The following is a 17,950-nucleotide window of genomic DNA, read 5'->3' on the forward strand; positions in this document are numbered from 1 at the left end:
GAATCAGGGAAGCTGTGTCAAGCTTACCAGGACAGGCCCTTGTTCACTCTCGACAAACTTGGCCAAGATACCTTTGTCGTAAAGGTCTGTTCCCTCTTCCCAGTCAGGATCGTACTGGCACCCGACATAGACGTGGTTCGGGTTGTCGCCGTCAATCTCCGGATCGTAGCTGATAGCCCATTGAGGAGCCGTGTCGCATTGTCCAAGACTGGAGATGGCTGCGCTCAATCCGGCAGCGCCCGATGCCGAAGCCATGAACCGGGCAAAGTCAACATCAGCCGCTCCTGCCGGAAAAGTCGAACACAGCATAACGACGGGAACGGTAAACATGAGGCGCTGCAAAATCATTGTTAGTCTCCAAATCTAAAATTTCGGCGCAAATCCAGCACGCAGCGCTCTAACAAAACATGAAGAACTGGCGACAAAAACGACCCGGCTCAACTGAACAGACGCCCAGGCCGCGTGACACCCTGGGGCTCGGCAAGCCGGTCCGCAAGCCCGCCCGGATAAAGCTCCAGCCCCTTGGCCGCGAGTTCGTCAAGCGTAATCCACTTCGCCGTCCCCATCGTGTCGTCGTTCACCTCGTAGACGATGGTGTCCATCCGGTAATAACTGCTGTCGGTGAAATGGGCATGGCACAGGAAGACAATCTCGTGCCCGGTCACGCCGTGGTGGTCGTAGATGTTCTCCATGACGAAATAGTTGTCGAGCAGCGTGATCCGCGTACCCAGCTCTTCCAGGAACTCGCGCTGCAATGCGTCCCGCCAGGGTTCGCCGAATTCGATTGAGCCGCCCAGCGGCCGCATGCCGGTCACCCGGCCACTGTCATCGTGGATCTCGGACAGAAGCAGGGCGTCATCCTGCCAGATCAGGGCCATTGCCTTGACCGTAATGGAACTGGACGGCCGCCAGATCGTCATGCGCATCTCCCCCATGGGACTGGTCTGGGCGCTAAAATTCACATTGTGCCCCTGCGCTGCAAGCAAAATCCGCCCCACCGCATTGAAGGGACCGCCCCCCTCTGCTATTCCGCAGCCAGAAATTCCTGAAAAACGAGGTCCTGCCTGCGATGATCCCGCGCTATTCCCGTCCCGACATGGTTGCCATCTGGTCGCCGGAATCGAAATTCCGCATCTGGTTCGAGATCGAGGCCCATGCCTGCGACGCGCTGGCCGAGCTCGGCGTCATCCCGAAGGAAGCCGCCAAGACCATCTGGGACAAGGGCGGCGCGGCCACGTTCGACATCGACCGCATCGACGAAATCGAGCGCGAGACCAAGCATGACGTCATCGCCTTCCTGACTCACCTTGCCGAGATCGTCGGCCCGGACGCGCGCTTCGTGCACCAGGGCATGACCTCTTCCGACGTGCTCGACACTTGTTTCAACGTCCAGCTGGTCAAGGCGACAGACCTGCTGCTCGCCGACATGGACGCGTTGCTGGCCGCCATCAAGCGCCGGGCGATGGAACACAAGGACACGGTCTGCATCGGCCGCTCGCACGGCATTCACGCCGAGCCGGTGACCTTCGGCCTGAAGATGGCCGAGGCCTATGCCGAATTCGACCGCTGCAAGACGCGGCTTCTGGCCGCCCGCGAGGAAATCGCCACCTGCGCCATTTCCGGCGCTGTCGGCACCTTCGCCAATATCGATCCGTCGGTGGAAGAACATGTCGCCAAGGCCATGGGCCTGAAGGCGGAGCCCGTCTCCACCCAGGTGATCCCGCGCGACCGCCACGCCATGTATTTCGCCACCCTCGGCGTGATCGCCTCCTCGATCGAGCGCGTCGCGACCGAGGTTCGTCACTTGCAGCGCACCGAAGTGCTGGAAGCGGAGGAATTCTTCTCCAAGGGCCAGAAGGGCTCCTCGGCCATGCCGCACAAGCGCAACCCTGTGCTGACGGAAAACCTGACCGGTCTCGCCCGCCTGGTGCGCGGCTATTCCATCCCGGCGATGGAAAACGTGGCGCTCTGGCACGAGCGCGATATCTCGCACTCTTCCGTCGAGCGCATGATCGGCCCGGACGCGACCGTCACGCTCGACTTCGCCCTGGTGCGCCTCACCAACGTCATCGACAAGCTGATGGTCTATCCGGAGCGCATGATCGGCAACATGGACCGTCTCGGCGGCCTGGTGCATTCCCAGCGCATCCTGCTCGCCCTCACCCAGGCCGGCTCCTCGCGCGAAGACGCCTACCGCCTCGTTCAGCGCAACGCCATGAAGGTCTGGGACAGCTACCAGGTGGCCGGGTCGGCGTCGGTCGACTTTCTCACCGAACTGCTCGGCGATGAGGACGTGCGCAAGTATCTTTCGGAAGAAGAGATCCGCGACCGCTTCGACCTCGGCTACCACACCAAGAATGTCGACGTGATCTTCGAGCGGGTCTTCGGCGAAAGCTGAGGCCGGCGCAACAGCACAAACCCAACATTCGTCATCCCGGCCAAGCAAAGCGCGAGCCGGGACCGGGGAGCCAATGAGCAATGATTCTGCGCATGAAATTGCCCGACACCCCTTGGTTCCCCGGTCCCGGATCTTCGCTACGCTGCGTCCGGGATGACGACTTAGAGGTCGTGCGAGATCACCGGCTCCTCCGCAGCTCCCTCCTCTCAGGGAGACCCGCCCCATGACCAGTGAAACCTCGCTCAAGACCTGGCTGCGCCTGGAAGCGCTGTTCGTCTTTGCCCTGCTTCTCGCGCTCTATGCCTGGACCGGCGCATCATGGGGAGTGTTCGCGCTGCTGTTCCTGGTGCCGGATCTCGCCATGCTCGGCTATCTGGCCAATCCGCGCATCGGTGCGTTTTTCTACAATCTCGCCCATGCCTATGCCGGCCCGGCGCTGCTGATGGTCCTGGGCCTTGCGCTCGCCAAGTCCGGTCAGGCAACTGAAGTGTTCCAGACCTTTGCCCCCTATGCCCTGATCTGGGCCGCCCATATCGCTTTCGACCGGGTGCTGGGCTATGGCCTCAAGAGCCCGGAAGGGTTCAAGATCACCCATCTCGGCCGCATCGGCCACAAAGAGGCTGATAAATGAAAATCGCGGTTGTTTCCGACATTCACGGCAATGTCCTGGCTCTTGAAGCCGTGCTTGCTGACCTCAAGCTGGAAGCTCCGGACGTGATCGTCAATCTCGGCGACTGCGTCTCCGGCCCGCTCTGGCCGGAGGAAACAGCCGCGATCCTGCGCGACACGAACTGGCCGACCATCCGCGGCAATCACGATCGCATCGTGCTGGACGATCCGATCGAAAAAATGGGGCCGACCGATGCCTTCACGGTAGAGCGCCTGTCGGCGGCAAGCCGGGACTGGCTGGCCACCACGCTGCCGACGATCCGCCTGACGGACGACGTCTTTCTCTGTCATGGCACCCCCGACAATGACGACCGCTATCTGACAGAAAAGGTGGAAGGCCCGAAAGGCCATTTGCCGGACGAGGAAACGCTGCTTGCCGAATTGAAGGGCGAGGCAGCACCGGTGATCTGCTGTGGCCACACCCATATTCCGCGCGTGATCCCGCTGCAGAAAACCGGCCAGATCCTGCTCAATCCGGGCAGCGTCGGCTTGCCTTCTTATGAAGACGATCATCCGCACCGCCATGTCATGGAAGCTGGCAGCCCGCATGCACGCTACGCCCTGATGAGCAACAATGGCGGTGCCTGGAATTTCCAGGAAAAAATCCTGACCTATGACTGGGACACGGCCGCCCGCCAGGCGGAGGAAAACGGACGTCTCGGCTGGGCCCGCTCGCTGCGCAACGGGTTCTACGGCCCGCTCTCCTAGAGCTTTTCCCCGATCACATTTGAAGGAACCGGGAACAAACGCCGTGAAAAGACGTTACACTTTCAGTCGGGGGCGATGGAGAGTGAGATGTTTTTCAGGAAAATCGTCCTGGCCACGTTTGCGGCCGGTCTTGCCGCGACCCTGTCCGCACCTGCGTTTGCAGTCTCGTTGAATGCCGCGCCTCTTTCGGCTCCGAGCGCCGGCGGAGATCTGCCTGTACTGACCGTCGATCATCGCCGAGGGCACGGGAAACACGGCTACCACGGCAAGAAGAGATATCCCTATTACAACGGCCATCGCGGCTACCGGAACTATCGGCGCGGCTATCGCCAGTACAATGGCTGGTGGTTTCCCCCGGCGGCCTTCGGTTTCGGCTTCGGCTACAGGGTCATACCGCCGCAACGCTATATCGCACCGCCACCGCTGGTGATCGTGCCGCCCTCCTATGCGCCCCCGCCGCCCTATTATGGCCCACACTTCAGCCCGGCCCATTACCAGTGGTGCGACCGGCGCTACCGCTCCTACCGGGCGGTCGACAACAGTTTCCAGCCCTATCACGGCCCAAGGCGCGCCTGCCTGTCGCCCTACGGGCCGTGATTGGTGGAGACAAAGACCGGGGTCGGTTTGACAAGGGCCCGGATTTTCTGCGAGAGAGCGGCTGATGGATCAACCGCTTGCGACAGGTTTTGCCCCCGTGAAAATCTCAGAAACCGACATCCTGCTCATTCCCGGCTACGGCAAGACGCTGCCCGGCCACTGGCTGCTGCGCTGGCGGGACAAGATGCCAACCGCGCGTGTCGTCAAACAGGCCGACTTGCACACACCTAGCCGGAAAGACTGGCTGGATACGCTGGTGAAAGAGGTCGAGACCGCGGAGCGGCCGGTGGTGCTGGTGGCCCATTCGCTCGGCTGCATTCTCGTCGCCCACGGCGCGCACGCGCTCAAGGACAAGATCAAGGGCGCCTATCTGGTCGCGCCGTCCGACTGGGACCGGGACGGGTTGGTCGCCGAATTCGACGGCGGCGATTTCAAGCCCATACCGGCGCATCCTCTGCCCTTCCACGCCCATCTGGTCGCCAGCCGCAACGATCCCTATTGCGATTACGAGCGCGCTCAGGCCTTCTCAAAAGCCTGGGGCACCACATTTCAGGACGCGGGTGAAGCCGGCCATATCAATCTGGAAAGCGGCCATGGTCCGTGGCCCGAAGGCCTGATGTCCTTCGCCCATTTCATGAAACGGCTCGGATAACGGCTATTCGGGCCTCAATACCCGGCGGCCGTACCGTCCTTGACGTCGGCCAGCCAGGCGACCTCCCGCAGGGACGCGCGCGCGGCGTGGTCGAGAAAGATCGTGTCGACCCCGTGCGAGATCAGCCGGAAGCCCTGGTGATAGGCTTCCTCGACCTTGTCGGCGTTGAGGCAGAAGATGCCGGCAAGCTTGCCGGCCTCGACGGTTTTTTCGGCGATTTCCGCAGAAACGCGGGCGGTCTCCTCACCATTCGGATCAAGCCTGGCGCCCTTTGACAAGGCCAGGGACAGATCGCTCGGTCCCACAAACACGCCATCGAGACTTTCGACGGCAAGGATCTCGTCCAGCGCATCGATGGCGTCCTCGGTCTCGATCATGGCAAACGCGAGTGTCTGGGAATTGGCGTTGGCCAGATACTGGTCCCGTGTCTGGCCGCTCAGCATGGCCGCGCGGAATGGCGACCAGCTGCGCTCTCCGAGGGGCGGGTATTTCACCGACCGGGCAAAGGCCTCCGCTTCACGGCGTGAATTGATCATCGGCGCGATGATGCATTCGGCCCCCATATCGACCAGCCGTCCGGCAAGAGCGTTGTCGCCGACGGGAATGCGGACAATTCTATGCGCACCGCCAAGGGCCACCGCGGCCAGCGTCTCGCAGGCGGCGGCAAAATCATACATGCCGTGCTGAATGTCGAGCGTCACCGCCTCGTAGCCCGCGCGCGCGAACAGTTCCGGCACCATCGGCGCGGACAATTGCGACCAGGCCGTCACGACCGCCTGTCCGGCGCGCAGCTTGTCGGCGAGAAATGGGTTTTGGGTCACGGGCGTTCTCCTCTGGTGAAGGACCATCAAATCCGTCCCTGCGCGCAACCGCAAGTGCTCTTTGCGTGGATGTTGAACGCCCCTGCGCCACGCCTCGCCAGACACCATCCTAAAACAAAAACGCCCGCCGTTTCCAGCGGGCGTTTCGGCAAGTCTAACGCCTGATTGGCCGAGCTCAGCCTTCGTTCTGGACCTGGTCGATAGCCGTGTGCATCAACTCGTCCATGGTGCGGCGGATCTGGTGGTCGGACTGGTCAACATTGTTGGCGTCGAAATCTCCGCGGATCTTGCGGAAAACGTCTTCATCGCCCGGCTCGTCGAAATCGGACCTGACCACTTCCTTGGCATATTCAACGGCCTTGTCGCCTTCGTAGCCAAGCAGCTCGGCTGCCCACAGGCCCAGCAGTTTGTTGCGCCGTGCGTTCGCCTTGAACCGCAGCTCCTCGTCATGCGCAAACTTGTTTTCAAAGCCCTGCTCGCGCTTGTCGAATGTGCTCATATTCATCGTCTCCTGAACTGCGCTGATGCACTACCCCCCATATGGGGCTGATTTGGTCTCTTGCATATCCCCGCAAGCCCAGCAAATCAACGCAGTACCTTCATTCATGCGTCAAAAGCATAACCGTTCCGCAAAATCCGCGGTCACGTGCGGGAAAGCGGCATTGTACTTTTCTCCGGCTTCGGGTAAGTTCCGCGCCGCAAAATAGGGCTTGCACCTGAACGCACTTGCCGGTTGATGTACTGATGTCCCGGCCGATGAACCAAGGTCAGCAAGGTCCCTCGGGATTCTCTAAAGAACAAACGGTATAGCCTATGAACCGCCGCCGGCGCATTTATGAGGGTAAAGGCAAGATCCTTTACGAAGGTCCTGAACCGGGCACCCTGGTCCAGCACTTCAAGGACGATGCAACTGCCTTCAACAACAAGAAGCATGAGATTGTTGACGGCAAGGGCGTGCTCAACAACCGCATCTCCGAATATATTTTCAATCATCTGAACGCCATCGGCATTCCGACCCATTTCATCCGCCGCCTCAACATGCGCGAGCAGCTGATCCGGGAAGTGGAGATCATTCCGCTGGAAGTGGTCGTGCGCAATGTCGCCGCCGGCTCGATCGCCAAGCGGCTCGGTCTGGAGGAAGGCACCCAGCTGCCGCGTTCGATCATCGAGTTCTATTACAAGAACGACGAACTCGACGATCCGATGGTCGCTGAAGAGCATATCACGGCCTTCGGCTGGGCCACTCCGCAGGAACTGGACGACATGATGGCGCTGGCCATCCGCGTCAATGACTTCCTGTCCGGCCTGTTCCTGGGTGTCGGCATCCGCCTCGTCGATTTCAAGATCGAATGCGGCCGCCTGTTCGAGGGCGACATGATGCGCATCGTCGTCGCCGACGAAATTTCCCCGGACAGCTGCCGCCTGTGGGACATCGAGACCAACGACAAGATGGACAAGGACCGCTTCCGCCGCGACATGGGTGGAATGCTGGAAGCCTACCAGGAAGTCGCCAAGCGCCTCGGCATCATGCTCGGCAACGAGCGCCCGGTCGGCTCCGGCCCGACCCTGGTGCAGTAAACGCCTCTTCCGGTCATCGGATCTCAAAATCCTGGATTTCGGAAAATGACAAAGCAAGACCCCGGGGATCTCCCCGGGGTTTTCTTGTTTGAGGCGCCTCTTACCTGCCCCTGCCCGCAAGCCACCTGATCCGGGTCTGCTTCAAAGGCTGCCGCCATTCCTTCACGCCAATTGCCCTCATTGAGTGACATTTATAGAGTTCACCACCATAACGGGACCCTGAATCAGAAACGCGAAAAAACACAACAAAATAGGAACTTAACTTGCATTCCGCGCTTCCCGTCAAACCGAGAACTCGCATTCGGTTTGGAAAAATATCGCAAATTTGCTATAGTCCTTGAGGTCTGACAGACAGATGACAAGATTCAGGGTTGAGCCGGTGCCTGGATGCGAGGATGAGCTACTGAACGAATTCAGCGAACTTGCGCTCGCCTGCGCGGACGGTTTTTCGGCCTTGCTGGACATTCTTCAGGAACACGAGCCCAGCCTCAATGACCGCTGCGGGCATCTGGCCGACCAATATGAACTCTTTGCCATCCCGCTGCCGGACTGCGCCCGGAGCGTGCTGATTGTCTCGATCGACCGGAGGGCCTCCGGTCAGCCGCGCTGGATCCACGGCACCTTGCCGGCCTCCGCCGGGGCGTGTGAACTGGGCCGGCAGATGGCCGTGCGGCAATTCCGCCTTGTTGACCCCAGCTGGGAGAAAAGAACATGAGCAAAGCAGCCAAGTCCTTCCGCGACCGGATGCGCGCTGTCCGACCGGATGTGGTGGAACGGCAAGACAGGAACGCCCGCAAGCAGGCGATCGCCAAGAGCCTGCGGGCACTGCGCGACTCCCGCGGTCTGACCCAGAACGATGTCGCCAGGAAATCGGGCATGACCCAGTCGGTCGTGGCACGGCTGGAAGCCCTCACCGGCTCGGTTCCCAAACTGGAATCGATCGAGCGCTATGTCTCGGCCTGCGGCGGACATCTGGCGCTGATCATCTCTCCGGAGGAGATCGCGCCGAGCCTTGAGCCGGGCCAGGACCTCGTGTTCGCCTGATGCAGGCGCTCCATTGGTGGCTGAACCTGGCAACATTCGCCGGGATCGCGATCCTTGCGGTTCCGGTCTGGGACCTCAATTTCCGGAAGCGCAAACTTCACCAGGTTCAGCAGGCGGAACTCCAGGCCAGGGATGACAGCGATTTCCGGGCACGCACCCGCGCGATCCTGTCCGAAAAACACAAGAAAAACGTGGAAGGCTGGCGCCGGCGCGACCAGGCATGCCTGCTGATCGGCTATCTGCTGCTCCTTGGCGCGGCCGCCCTGCGGATTGTCTTTCCGCAATAGGCGGCTGATGGAAGCATTGCGACAGCAGCGAGATAGGGAACCATTCCTTGGCTATCCAGCCCCAGTCCCGCTTGGCACACGCGCATAGCAAGTGGCGAAGCGGCACCGATGCAGCTTCGCCACACCGCCTCCACAAACGACAAAAACAGCCGTAGCGTCACGATTGCCCCTGTATAAAAGACGGATTAGACGCTGCCTTCTATTCAACAAGGGGGCGTCATGTCATTTCAGTTCAACTCCATTTTCAGGGCTGCGGCTCTTGTCATCTTCTGCGGCCTGCTTGCCGCCTGCCAAACCTCCGGATTGAAGCCAGGCAGCCTGAACACCAGTTTCGCGCCAAAGGGTTGGGTCAGCCAGAAAAGCGGCAACAAGGCGGTCTATGTCTGCCTGCCCTCGGTCTGCAAAACGCCTCAGATCGTTGTGGTCGGCCCGGCGAAGGTGCGCGGCGATGTTGAAGCGGCCATTCGCGAGGACATCCTGTCTGCTGAGCTCATGAACGCAGTCGACAACCTGGTCAATGTCGCCGCGAAGGGGCAAGTCAGGTTCAAGACCGACCGACGCGTCGTTACAAAAACCTATACCGGCTTCGATTTGAGCGCACGGTTCAAAACAAAAAGCGGTTACGACTATGGCGCCGCCCGCCTGATTTTCCAGGACAATCGGGGCAGTGTTGTTGCTTCCTTCGCAAAATCCCGTTCAACGGCCAAGACCAATCTCCGTCGCTTCTTCCAACAGACCACGGTCCGCCGTGTGCCCTAATTTCCGGCTTTTCCGGTCATAACACTTTCGCAAGTGGGGCTCCTCGTGTATGGGGAGCCCCAAACTGTTTGTCAGAACAGAATCTGCAGTCATCCGCGGGGACCCCAATCATGAAAGCACGTGTGATCGTCACCTTGAAAAACGGTGTGCTCGATCCTCAGGGAAAAGCCATCGAAGGCGCGCTTGGCGGCCTCGGCTTCGGCGATGTCGGCTCCGTCCGCCAGGGCAAGGTGTTCGATGTCGAGCTGACCGGCTCCGACAAGGCCGCCGCCCAGGCCGAACTGGAGCAGATGTGCGAAAAGCTGCTCGCCAACACCGTCATTGAAAATTACGCGATCGAGATCGCCTGACGCGGGTTCGCCCATGGATGAAGACACCCGCAGGGCCATCGCCTTCCTGGCCGTCAAAGCCGCAATCTTCATCCTGGTTCCTGCTCTCGCGGCCCTGATCGCCGTGCTTGTCCTGCTCTAGACTTCGGGATTGCCCACATGAAAACCGCCGTCATCGTTTTCCCAGGCTCCAACCGCGACCGCGACATGTTCCATGCGCTGGAACTGATCACCGGCACACGGCCGCAAAGCGTGTGGCACACGGAAAGCACGCTGCCCGACGTCGACCTGGTGGTGGTGCCGGGCGGTTTTTCCTACGGCGACTACCTGCGCTCCGGCGCGATTGCCGCGCGCTCGCCGATCCTCAAGGACCTGGTCGCCAAGGCCGACAGCGGCGTGTCGGTCCTGGGCGTCTGCAACGGATTCCAGATCCTGACAGAGGCCGGTCTCCTGCCCGGCGCGCTGATGCGCAATGCCGACCTTCACTTCGTCTGCAAGGAAGTGATGATGGAAACGGTCAACACCGCGACCCGCTTCTCCTCCAAGTTCGTGAAGGGCCAGGTCTGGCGCTGCCCGGTCGCCCATCACGACGGCAATTATTTCGCCGACGAAAACACGCTGAAGCAGATCGAGGACAATGGCCAGGTGGTGTTCCGCTATGCAAACGGCACCAACCCGAACGGCTCGATCAATGACATTGCGGGTATCATGAACGCCAAGGGCAACGTGCTCGGCATGATGCCCCATCCGGAAAACCTGGTCGAACCGCTTCAAGGCGGTCTCGACGGCCGGATCCTGTTTGAAAGCATTCTGAACGCGGCCTGACCGAACGGAGGCGGGAATGACGGAGTTGAAACTCGACAAGGACGTCCGGACCCGCCTCGCTCATCAGATCAAGCGCTATCTGGACGAGGACCTGGACATCGACATCGGCAACATGGATGCCGAGATGCTGATGGATTTCCTGACCCCGACCCTCGGCGCCCATTTCTACAATCTCGGCCTGAAAGACGCCCAGGCCCTGTTCGCCCGCAAGGCGGACGACATCAACGACGAAATCTATGCGCTCGAGCAACAGGTCGAAGAGCGTTAGAGTTTTCCGACCTTCAAACCTCCCCTTCCGTTTGTCATTGCCGGACTTGATCCGGCAATCCATGCCGTGGCCTTACCAGCAGCACTGGATCTGATAGGAGACGAAACGGCATGGATGCCATGGTCAAGCCATGACATGGCGAAGAATGAGGCGCATCAGACCTCTCCCCCCTCACGCCGCTTCGGCGGGCCGTCTTTTCGGAGAATGGCCGAAGCGCCGGGTGAAGGCGCGGGAGAAGGCGGCCGGGCTGGCGAAGCCGCACAGAGTCGCGACCGCTTTCACTTGCCGGCCGGCTTCCAGTTCCGCCCGGGCAATGTCCAGCCGCCAGTTGGCCAGATAGCCCATCGGCGTCGTGCCAACCAGTTCCTTGAAAGTCACCGCGAACTGGGTGCGCGACATGCCGGCCGTCGCCGCGAGTTTTTCCAGCGTCCAGGCCTCGCCCGGCACCTCGTGGATCGCGACCAGCGCGGCGGCGATGCGCGGATGAGCCAGACCGTTCAACAGACCGGTATCGGCCTTGCCTTCTTCCATGGCATGGCGCAGCAGCCGGATCACCACCACCTCGCACAGGCGCTGAAAGGCTGCCTGCCCGCCGCAACGGGGCAGGGTCACCTCCTCGATCAGGGGCGTCACCACGCCGTTCAGATAGGGCTCCTCGGCGAGCGGCACCGAAATGCAATCCGGCAGCGCCGTGATCAGCTGCCTGCCGATTCCGGTGATCGTGATCCGGGCCGCAACCAGGGTAATTTCTCCCGGTTCAGGGCCCATGCCGTCACCTTCGCGCGGAGCCTCCTCCCCATAGGGACAGAACACCAGCCGCAAAGCTCCGTTCCCAGCCTGGTAGATGCGCAGGTTCGCCACGTCCCCGCCCGCACTCACAGCCGGCACATTGGCGACATTGACCCGCAGCCGGTCGATCAGGGACGACAGCCGGTCCAGCCTGCCATTGAAGGATGTGCGATAGGCAACCGGCATATTCCGTACTCCCGATCATCTTTTTAGAATGTTTCGATCTCAATCGTTCACTACCTTAAGGACATCCGCAAGGCAATGTGAACCCTTGCTCACAGTTAATGAGGTAACGAATGCTTGTTCCACGCCAACAGGTTCCGGGCTTGACCGTCAAAACGCTCGACCACGGCTCCTTCGATCTCGCCCAGGATGGTTCCGATTTCGCCACGCTTGTCGTGTTCTATCGCGGCCTGCACTGCCCGATCTGCGCCACCTATCTAAAGGAACTCGGCCGGCTGACGCCGGATTTTGCCGCCAAGGGGGTCAAGACGATCGCAATTTCCTCAGATGGCGAGGACCGTGCCCGCCAGATGGCGGACAAGGTCGGCTATGCCGACCTGCGCTTCGGCCACAGCTTGCCGCTGAACGTCGCCCGCGACTGGGGCCTGTTCATTTCCACAAGCCGTGGCACCACCTCGATCGGCATCGAGGAACCGGCCCTGTTCTCAGAACCTGGCGTGTTCCTGGTCAGGCCGGACGGCACGCTCTATTTCGCATCCGTCCAGACCATGCCGTTTGTGCGTCCGCATTTTCAGGAAATGGTCGGAGCGCTCGATTTCGTGCAGAAGAACGACTATCCGGCGCGCGGCGAATATACCGGCGCGGTCTGAGATCAAAAAAAAGATGCCGGACGCGGGCTACATCGCGTCCGGCACCGGCAAGGACCTGCCAGGGGAAGCAGGTCTATGTCTGAAAAACGACCGGGGTCTGTGAAAAACCGGACCTTCGAAAGGTCCCTGCCGGGATCCGGCTTGCCACAGACCCCGGATCAGCTGCCCAGCATCAGGACCGGCCCTCGCGCCGCGTTCCCATGTCCCAGAACGGACGCATGGCTTCTTCGTGGGCTGCCGCACGGGTCAGGCCAAGATCTTCCAGCTCATGCTCGCTCAGTTCGAGTAGATGCAGGCGTGTCCGCCGGACGCGGTTCCACAGGACCAACCGATCCAGCAAAGACCGCAAAAGAGAGCCGCCGGACCGCAAACGCGCGACCGGGCGGCCGGATATGACTTCGATTGAACTCATTTCGCTTCCTTTCAAGGGTGACAATTCGCTAAATTCGGAAAATTGTAGCGTTACAATGATATGAATTGACTCAATCAGAGATGCAATATACTAAATTGTCACCATGACAAATTGGCACCCACAGATCCCCGACGGCCAGGGGCCGCTTTACATTCGCCTGGCGGACCGGATTGGCGAGGACATTGCAACCGGCACCCTTGCCGCCGGCAGCAAACTGCCACCCCAGCGCGATCTCGCCTACGATCTCGGCGTGACCGTCGGCACAATTGGCCGCGCCTATGCGGTGATCCGTCAACGCGGCCTTGTCAGCGGCGAGGTCGGCCGCGGCACCTTTGTGCTCGGCAGCGCTCCCGGTTCGCATCTGGAAGAAGACCCGAAGCCGGACCTCGACCGGGAGATGCGGAACCCGAACGGCAATGGCGGGGCCTCTGCGCCGTCCTGGCTGCAGGGCGCGATGTCCGTCCCCAAGGACACGGCCTTTGCCGGCACGCGCATCTCCGTGCCCGCCCCCGAGGCGATCCGGTTCGACAGCACGTCGGCGCCGGAAATCGGCCAGGCCGAAGCCATATGCCGGCTGACCGCCGAAATCACCCGGGACGCGGCCTATGACATTGCCAGCTATACCCGTACCGTGCCGGACAGCTGGCGCGAGGCGGGACGCATCTGGCTGTCCCGCTCGGGCTGGGCACCGCCGGAAGGCAGCATCGTCCCCACCACCGGCGCCCAGGCGGCAATCATGGCGATCATCGCCGCAACCACCGCGCCCGGTGACCAGGTCGCGTTCGAGGAGCTGACCTACAGTTCGATTGCGCGCGGCGCGGCCCTCTCCGGCCGGCGCCCCGTCCCGGTGGCACGGGATGAAGAAGGACCCCTGCCGGAGGACCTGGCACGGGTCTGTGCCCAGAAACATCCGAAGCTTCTCTTCGTGATGCCGACCATGCACAACCCGACGGTCCATCTCATGAGCGCACGGCGCCGAGAAGAGATTGTCGCGATTGCCCGCCAGTACAATCTCTGGATCATTGAGGACGAGGTCTACGGTTCCCTGCGCGACACAGATATCGCGCCAATCGCCGCCCTCGCGCCTGAGCGGACCTTTCATGTGGGCTCGCTGTCGAAATCGGTGACGGCCGGCGTGCGCGGTGGCTGGGTCTCCAGTCCCCTCTCCCATGCCCAGCGGATCTACACCGCACACAAGATGCTGACCGGCGGCATTTCCTTCCTTCTGGCCGAGCTTTCCGCCCGTCTGGTGCTCTCCGGCGCCGCGAGCGAATTTCGCACCAAGATCCTTGCCGAAGTCACGGCACGGCAGACGCTGGTGCGTGAGCATCTCGGGACCTATGAGATGGAGACTGCCCCGGAAGCGCCGTTCCTGTGGTTGAAACTGCCCGATCCGTGGCTTTCAGGCACCTTCAAGGCAGCCGCCGCGGCAGAAAATGTGCTGATCGACGATGAAGACGAGTTCAAGGCCGGTCGTTCCGGTAAGGTGCATCACCGGGTCCGCATCGGCGTGACCAACCCGATGACCCGAGAGGAAACCGCCAATGGCCTGAAAGTTCTGCAGGATCTGTTGGAAGACAATTGCGTCTGTTACGACAGTTTCGAGTGATCGCGGAGAATTCGTCACCGGCCCATTCTCAACATCGCGGACAATGCGCTAGTGTGGTGAATTTGAAATTCGCCTCATTGTTGCAGCGACCATCGAAGCGAATTTCAAATTCACCACACTAGAAACATATGCTTGCTAGTCACCCTTTTGAATCTGAAGCTCGTTCCGAGTGTGCCGGGAAATAAGACGAACTTCAGATTCGGGTGACTAGGCTCGAAACATGTTCGTTTCTGACTGGAGGGTGTGACACATGTCCGAAACCGGCCTCGTTGTCCTGATTGTACCGGCATTCTTTGTGTGTTTCGGGCTGCTATGGTCGGCCATCGTCTTCTTGAGTTCACGCCTGTCCGGCTGGGCCACCCTGGCACGGCATTATCCGGGATCCGAACCGCAGGGCGGCCAGAGCTGGCACTGGACGAGCGCGCAATTCAGCTGGTTCGCCAGCTACCGCAACATTCTCACCGTCAACGTGTCTCCGTCCGGCCTGTTCCTGCGCCCGATCCTGGTCTTCCGGATCGGTCATGAGCCGCTGCTGATCCCGTGGCATGCGATCACAAACGGCCAGCGGACAAATCTCTTTTTCACGCAAGGCTTCCGGATCGAGGTCAGCGTTCCCGGCTCCCAACGCACCAAGTCCATTGCCTTTTACGGCAAGGGCTTGGCGGATGCGCTGGAAGCTCAAGTCGGGACAAGCCGCTAAACAGCGACAACCATACACTCGACGTCATCCTGAGGAAGCGCGAAACGCTGTCTCGAAGGACCAGCCAAAAAGAAACATATACATTTGGCCAACCCTTCGAGACGGGCCTGCCGGCCTTCCTCAGGGTGGCGCGGTGCGTAAGATTTCTGCAGCGATTCCAGCTGCGCTTAACGTGTACCTAGCGCCATCGCCAGCGCACAAAACGCCGGCATGGCGCCGAAGGGCTTTTCCCTGACCTCGACCTCACCGAAGCCTGCCATACACAAGTCCTCGGCAAATTGGCCGATCCAGGCACGCCCCTCTTCCGCCGACGCGCATTGGCCGCGCGGCTGGTAAGTTGTGGCGAAGGTGCCACCGGGTTTCAGACGGGTTTTGACCTCGGCGAGCAGAGCTTGGCGCTCCGTCACGAATTGCAGCACATTGCAGCTGAAGACGGCATCGAAGGCCGCTCCGTGCGGCAGGCTCTCCAGCGTTCCCTGCCAGAGCTCCAGCCGGTCTGCCGTCAGTGCCGCAGCATGGCGGCGGGCGGCCTGGCGGATCATCAGCTCCGAATGGTCCAGCCCGGTCACCCTGCAATCGGGTACGCTCGCCAGGACCGCCCCAAGGCCGACGCCCGGTCCGCAGCCGATCTCAAGGACATGCGCCCCGGGGGCCAAGCTGAGCAGCTCCACCGTCCAGCGGTTGCGGCCGATATTGGAGGCGCGATGGGCCATAATCCAGCCAGCCAGCGCCCCCAACATACCGTGGGGGCGCCGGAACTGGCCGACAAGGCCAGTGTCATGGCCGATGCCTTCAATGGTGTCAGTCGTCGTCACGGTCCTGCCCCAGACGAAAGGCCGCGCCGCAACCGAAGGCCAGCAGCATCAGGACCAAAACCGTGGCAAAGGCATCGGAGAAGCGGAGCGCCGGCGCCTGGAAAACCTCCACCGCGGTGGTCGACCAGAACCAGGTCAGGGCGACGGCCGCAAAGACCAATCCGGCCACGATCTTCAAGACAAGATGGCCTTTCCAGCGTCCGTCGGTTTTGCCCTCATGCGTCTGTTTCAGAATAGCTTGCATCGATGTCACTCCTCAGGTCGTTCAGCCGGGTTTGAAACATCCGCAGGGTCCGGCAGGTTTCCTGCAGATCGCCGCCTGTCCAGTCCGCCGCAATGCGGACCAGAAGGTCTTTTTCCTCCAGGAGGATCGCCTGGAACGTGGCCTGCCCTTCCCTCGTCAGCGCGATCAGCTGCGAGCGCTTGTGGTCCGGGTTCGGCTGGGAATCGATCAGCCCCAGGGCGTCCAGCCGGTCGACCAGCGCCTGCACGGACTGCCTGGTCATGGACTTGGCCGCCGCCATTTTCGGCACCGGGCTCGGCCCCTCCTCTGCCAGGTATTCCAGGATTGCCCGAAGTGACGCGGTCAGGCCGCGCGCTTCTAGCATCCGGTCCGACAGGCCGGCCATCAGCCGGAAGGTCTTCCGGACCTCGCCGATCAGCAGCCGCAGGTCCGCAACTTCGGAGGATTTGTTGGTCTGCATCGCCACCTCAAAATTGACAGTCTAACTGTCATATAAAGCTTGACAGCCTAACTGTCAATATCTCAGTTTCGAGTGTCGTCACTGCAAAAGCAGATTTTTTTGACCATACCCCCTCGGAGCCATTGCAAACGCTCCGGCACCATCCCACTTGCCGAATGCGTTTTCTCCGGATCTCAATCATGACCTTCTTCGAAATTCTGCTCGGCCTTGCGCTACTTGTGGCAGGGGGCGATCTGCTCGTCCGCGGTTCCGTCGGCCTTGCTCAACGCTTCGGCATCTCCGAGCTGCTCATTGGCCTGGTACTCGTCGGCTTCGGTACTTCGACACCGGAACTGATGACCAGCGTGCTGGCCGCGCTAAACGGCTCACCCGGCATTGCCGTCGGCAATGTCGCCGGCTCGAACATTGCCAATATTCTACTGATCCTCGGCCTGACAGCGCTGATTTTTCCCTTGCGCGTCGAACCGGCTGCTCTCTTGAGGGACGGCCCTGCCAATGCTCTGGCGGCGCTCGCCTTTGCGGGCCTCGCCCTCACCGGCCTGATCGGCCGCGAAGCCGGTCTTGCTCTGCTCCTTGCCCTCGCTGCCTATCTAGTGATCACCTACCGGATGGAAAAAGGCCAGAAGTCGCCTGCGGCCGTGCTTCATCGCAGCGAAACGGACCTGGTAATTCCCGAACCCAAACCCTCGAATCTGCCGCTCAATTTGGTGATGGCCTTTGGCGGCCTCGCCATGATTCTCGCCGGTGCGCATTTCCTGGTCTCGGGCGCCACCACCTTCGCGCGGGCGGCCGGGATCAGCGACGCCGTCATCGGTGTCACCATCGTTGCCGTCGGCACATCCTTGCCCGAGCTGGTGACCTCCGTCATCGCCGCGTTGAAGCGTCAGACCGACATCGCACTCGGCAACATCCTGGGGTCTAACCTCTTCAACATTCTGGGTATTCTCGGACTGACCGCAGTGATATCTCCGCTGGAGGTGCCGCGCGAAATCATGCAGCTCGACATCTGGGTCCTGCTCGGGGCAACGGCTTTGCTGCTGGTCTTTGCCATGAGCGGCTGGCGGATCTGCCGCCGGGAAGGCGCGCTCATGCTGCTGACCTATGCCGGCTATACAACCATTATTCTGGCCAATGCCCTTGGATGAGCGGCGAT

Annotated in this window: 27 protein-coding genes; 18 read left to right on the top strand and 9 right to left on the bottom strand. The window is 61.1% G+C overall.

All coding sequences use genetic code 11. The features are described 5' to 3' along the window. Window positions 1-3: 3 nt before the first annotated feature. Window positions 4-348, bottom strand: coding sequence for a hypothetical protein (locus M0H32_RS26180; protein ID WP_248159429.1), 345 nt, complete (start codon window positions 346-348; stop codon window positions 4-6). 89 nt (window positions 349-437) lie between these two features. Continuing rightward, window positions 438-920: an NUDIX hydrolase gene (locus M0H32_RS26185; protein ID WP_248159430.1), complete on the bottom strand. Its 483-nt coding sequence runs from the start codon at window positions 918-920 to the stop codon at window positions 438-440. Window positions 921-1,069: 149 nt separating this feature from the next. Between M0H32_RS26185 and purB the strand changes: the two genes are divergently transcribed. The 5 genes from purB (at window position 1,070) to M0H32_RS26210 (ending at window position 5,024) form a co-directional block, all read left to right on the top strand. Further along, complete coding sequence (gene purB, locus M0H32_RS26190) at window positions 1,070-2,398, top strand: adenylosuccinate lyase (RefSeq protein WP_248159431.1); 1,329 nt, start codon at window positions 1,070-1,072, stop codon at window positions 2,396-2,398. A 223-nt stretch (window positions 2,399-2,621) separates the two neighbouring features. Further along, complete coding sequence (locus tag M0H32_RS26195; RefSeq protein ID WP_248159432.1) at window positions 2,622-3,029, top strand: DUF4260 domain-containing protein; 408 nt, start codon at window positions 2,622-2,624, stop codon at window positions 3,027-3,029. Then, the gene (locus M0H32_RS26200) at window positions 3,026-3,775 is read left to right on the top strand and encodes a metallophosphoesterase family protein (protein WP_248159433.1); all 750 of its coding nucleotides are present in this window, start codon (window positions 3,026-3,028) and stop codon (window positions 3,773-3,775) included. Before M0H32_RS26195 ends, M0H32_RS26200 begins: the two co-directional genes overlap by 4 nt. Window positions 3,776-3,862: 87 nt before the next feature. Further along, window positions 3,863-4,372, top strand: coding sequence for a BA14K family protein (locus tag M0H32_RS29680; RefSeq protein ID WP_345779377.1), 510 nt, complete (start codon window positions 3,863-3,865; stop codon window positions 4,370-4,372). A 97-nt stretch (window positions 4,373-4,469) separates the two neighbouring features. Beyond that, window positions 4,470-5,024, top strand: a complete 555-nt coding sequence (locus tag M0H32_RS26210) for an RBBP9/YdeN family alpha/beta hydrolase (protein WP_248159483.1) — start codon at window positions 4,470-4,472, stop codon at window positions 5,022-5,024. 14 nt (window positions 5,025-5,038) lie between these two features. Here M0H32_RS26210 and M0H32_RS26215 read toward each other — a convergent pair whose 3' ends face one another. Next, window positions 5,039-5,845 carry an HpcH/HpaI aldolase family protein gene (locus tag M0H32_RS26215; protein ID WP_248159434.1) on the bottom strand — a complete coding sequence of 269 codons (807 nt, stop codon included), beginning with the start codon at window positions 5,843-5,845 and terminating at the stop codon, window positions 5,039-5,041. Window positions 5,846-6,020: 175 nt separating this feature from the next. Continuing rightward, window positions 6,021-6,344, bottom strand: a complete 324-nt coding sequence (locus M0H32_RS26220) for a DUF1476 domain-containing protein (protein ID WP_248159435.1) — start codon at window positions 6,342-6,344, stop codon at window positions 6,021-6,023. Window positions 6,345-6,658: 314 nt separating this feature from the next. On the opposite strand from M0H32_RS26220, the gene purC reads away from it, so the two are divergent. The 9 genes from purC (at window position 6,659) to M0H32_RS26265 (ending at window position 10,935) form a co-directional block, all read left to right on the top strand. Then, window positions 6,659-7,423, top strand: a complete 765-nt coding sequence (purC, locus tag M0H32_RS26225; RefSeq protein ID WP_248159436.1) for a phosphoribosylaminoimidazolesuccinocarboxamide synthase — start codon at window positions 6,659-6,661, stop codon at window positions 7,421-7,423. Between the two features lie 355 nt (window positions 7,424-7,778). Then, window positions 7,779-8,138, top strand: coding sequence for a hypothetical protein (locus M0H32_RS26230; protein ID WP_248159438.1), 360 nt, complete (start codon window positions 7,779-7,781; stop codon window positions 8,136-8,138). After that, the gene (locus M0H32_RS26235; RefSeq protein WP_248159440.1) at window positions 8,135-8,467 is read left to right on the top strand and encodes a helix-turn-helix domain-containing protein; all 333 of its coding nucleotides are present in this window, start codon (window positions 8,135-8,137) and stop codon (window positions 8,465-8,467) included. Before M0H32_RS26230 ends, M0H32_RS26235 begins: the two co-directional genes overlap by 4 nt. Beyond that, window positions 8,467-8,754, top strand: coding sequence for a hypothetical protein (locus M0H32_RS26240; protein WP_248159442.1), 288 nt, complete (start codon window positions 8,467-8,469; stop codon window positions 8,752-8,754). The genes M0H32_RS26235 and M0H32_RS26240 overlap by 1 nt, the downstream gene beginning before the upstream one ends. A gap of 219 nt (window positions 8,755-8,973) precedes the next feature. Beyond that, complete coding sequence (locus M0H32_RS26245) at window positions 8,974-9,513, top strand: hypothetical protein (RefSeq protein ID WP_248159444.1); 540 nt, start codon at window positions 8,974-8,976, stop codon at window positions 9,511-9,513. Between the two features lie 107 nt (window positions 9,514-9,620). Continuing rightward, window positions 9,621-9,863 carry a phosphoribosylformylglycinamidine synthase subunit PurS gene (purS, locus tag M0H32_RS26250; RefSeq protein ID WP_248159484.1) on the top strand — a complete coding sequence of 81 codons (243 nt, stop codon included), beginning with the start codon at window positions 9,621-9,623 and terminating at the stop codon, window positions 9,861-9,863. Window positions 9,864-9,876: 13 nt separating this feature from the next. After that, window positions 9,877-9,984: a phosphoribosylformylglycinamidine synthase-associated small membrane protein gene (locus M0H32_RS26255; RefSeq protein WP_248159446.1), complete on the top strand. Its 108-nt coding sequence runs from the start codon at window positions 9,877-9,879 to the stop codon at window positions 9,982-9,984. 17 nt (window positions 9,985-10,001) lie between these two features. Then, window positions 10,002-10,667, top strand: coding sequence for a phosphoribosylformylglycinamidine synthase subunit PurQ (gene purQ / locus M0H32_RS26260; RefSeq protein ID WP_248159448.1), 666 nt, complete (start codon window positions 10,002-10,004; stop codon window positions 10,665-10,667). A 16-nt stretch (window positions 10,668-10,683) separates the two neighbouring features. Further along, complete coding sequence (locus tag M0H32_RS26265; RefSeq protein ID WP_248159449.1) at window positions 10,684-10,935, top strand: DUF2164 domain-containing protein; 252 nt, start codon at window positions 10,684-10,686, stop codon at window positions 10,933-10,935. 171 nt (window positions 10,936-11,106) lie between these two features. Here the strand turns inward: M0H32_RS26265 and M0H32_RS26270 are convergent, their stop codons facing one another. Then, complete coding sequence (locus M0H32_RS26270) at window positions 11,107-11,910, bottom strand: AraC family transcriptional regulator (protein WP_248159450.1); 804 nt, start codon at window positions 11,908-11,910, stop codon at window positions 11,107-11,109. Between the two features lie 110 nt (window positions 11,911-12,020). Here M0H32_RS26270 and M0H32_RS26275 point away from each other — a divergent pair, with 110 nt between their 5' ends. After that, window positions 12,021-12,557: a peroxiredoxin-like family protein gene (locus M0H32_RS26275; RefSeq protein ID WP_248159451.1), complete on the top strand. Its 537-nt coding sequence runs from the start codon at window positions 12,021-12,023 to the stop codon at window positions 12,555-12,557. A gap of 172 nt (window positions 12,558-12,729) precedes the next feature. Here the strand turns inward: M0H32_RS26275 and M0H32_RS26280 are convergent, their stop codons facing one another. Then, the gene (locus M0H32_RS26280) at window positions 12,730-12,969 is read right to left on the bottom strand and encodes a YjiS-like domain-containing protein (RefSeq protein ID WP_248159452.1); all 240 of its coding nucleotides are present in this window, start codon (window positions 12,967-12,969) and stop codon (window positions 12,730-12,732) included. 103 nt (window positions 12,970-13,072) lie between these two features. Between M0H32_RS26280 and M0H32_RS26285 the strand changes: the two genes are divergently transcribed. Both M0H32_RS26285 and M0H32_RS26290 read left to right on the top strand, forming a co-directional pair. Continuing rightward, window positions 13,073-14,578: an aminotransferase-like domain-containing protein gene (locus M0H32_RS26285; RefSeq protein WP_248159453.1), complete on the top strand. Its 1,506-nt coding sequence runs from the start codon at window positions 13,073-13,075 to the stop codon at window positions 14,576-14,578. A 250-nt stretch (window positions 14,579-14,828) separates the two neighbouring features. Continuing rightward, window positions 14,829-15,278 carry a hypothetical protein gene (locus M0H32_RS26290; protein WP_248159454.1) on the top strand — a complete coding sequence of 150 codons (450 nt, stop codon included), beginning with the start codon at window positions 14,829-14,831 and terminating at the stop codon, window positions 15,276-15,278. A gap of 167 nt (window positions 15,279-15,445) precedes the next feature. On the opposite strand, the gene M0H32_RS26295 is transcribed toward M0H32_RS26290, so the two are convergent. The 3 genes from M0H32_RS26295 to M0H32_RS26305 are packed head-to-tail and all read right to left on the bottom strand — an operon-like array spanning window position 15,446 to window position 16,797. After that, window positions 15,446-16,093, bottom strand: a complete 648-nt coding sequence (locus tag M0H32_RS26295) for a class I SAM-dependent methyltransferase (RefSeq protein WP_248159455.1) — start codon at window positions 16,091-16,093, stop codon at window positions 15,446-15,448. Continuing rightward, the gene (locus M0H32_RS26300) at window positions 16,080-16,337 is read right to left on the bottom strand and encodes a hypothetical protein (protein ID WP_248159456.1); all 258 of its coding nucleotides are present in this window, start codon (window positions 16,335-16,337) and stop codon (window positions 16,080-16,082) included. The genes M0H32_RS26295 and M0H32_RS26300 overlap by 14 nt, the downstream gene beginning before the upstream one ends. Continuing rightward, on the bottom strand, window positions 16,309-16,797 hold the full coding sequence (locus M0H32_RS26305; RefSeq protein ID WP_248159457.1) for a MarR family winged helix-turn-helix transcriptional regulator: 489 nt from the start codon (window positions 16,795-16,797) through the stop codon (window positions 16,309-16,311). Before M0H32_RS26305 ends, M0H32_RS26300 begins: the two co-directional genes overlap by 29 nt. Before the next feature lie 179 nt (window positions 16,798-16,976). Between M0H32_RS26305 and M0H32_RS26310 the strand changes: the two genes are divergently transcribed. Further along, entirely contained in the window at window positions 16,977-17,942 is a 966-nt protein-coding gene (locus tag M0H32_RS26310) for a calcium/sodium antiporter (protein ID WP_248159458.1), read from the top strand. Window positions 17,943-17,950: the final 8 nt, after the last annotated feature.

It is taken from the genome of Roseibium sediminicola, assembly GCF_023156505.1.
GTDB classification, from domain to species: Bacteria; Pseudomonadota; Alphaproteobacteria; order Rhizobiales; family Stappiaceae; genus Roseibium; species Roseibium sediminicola.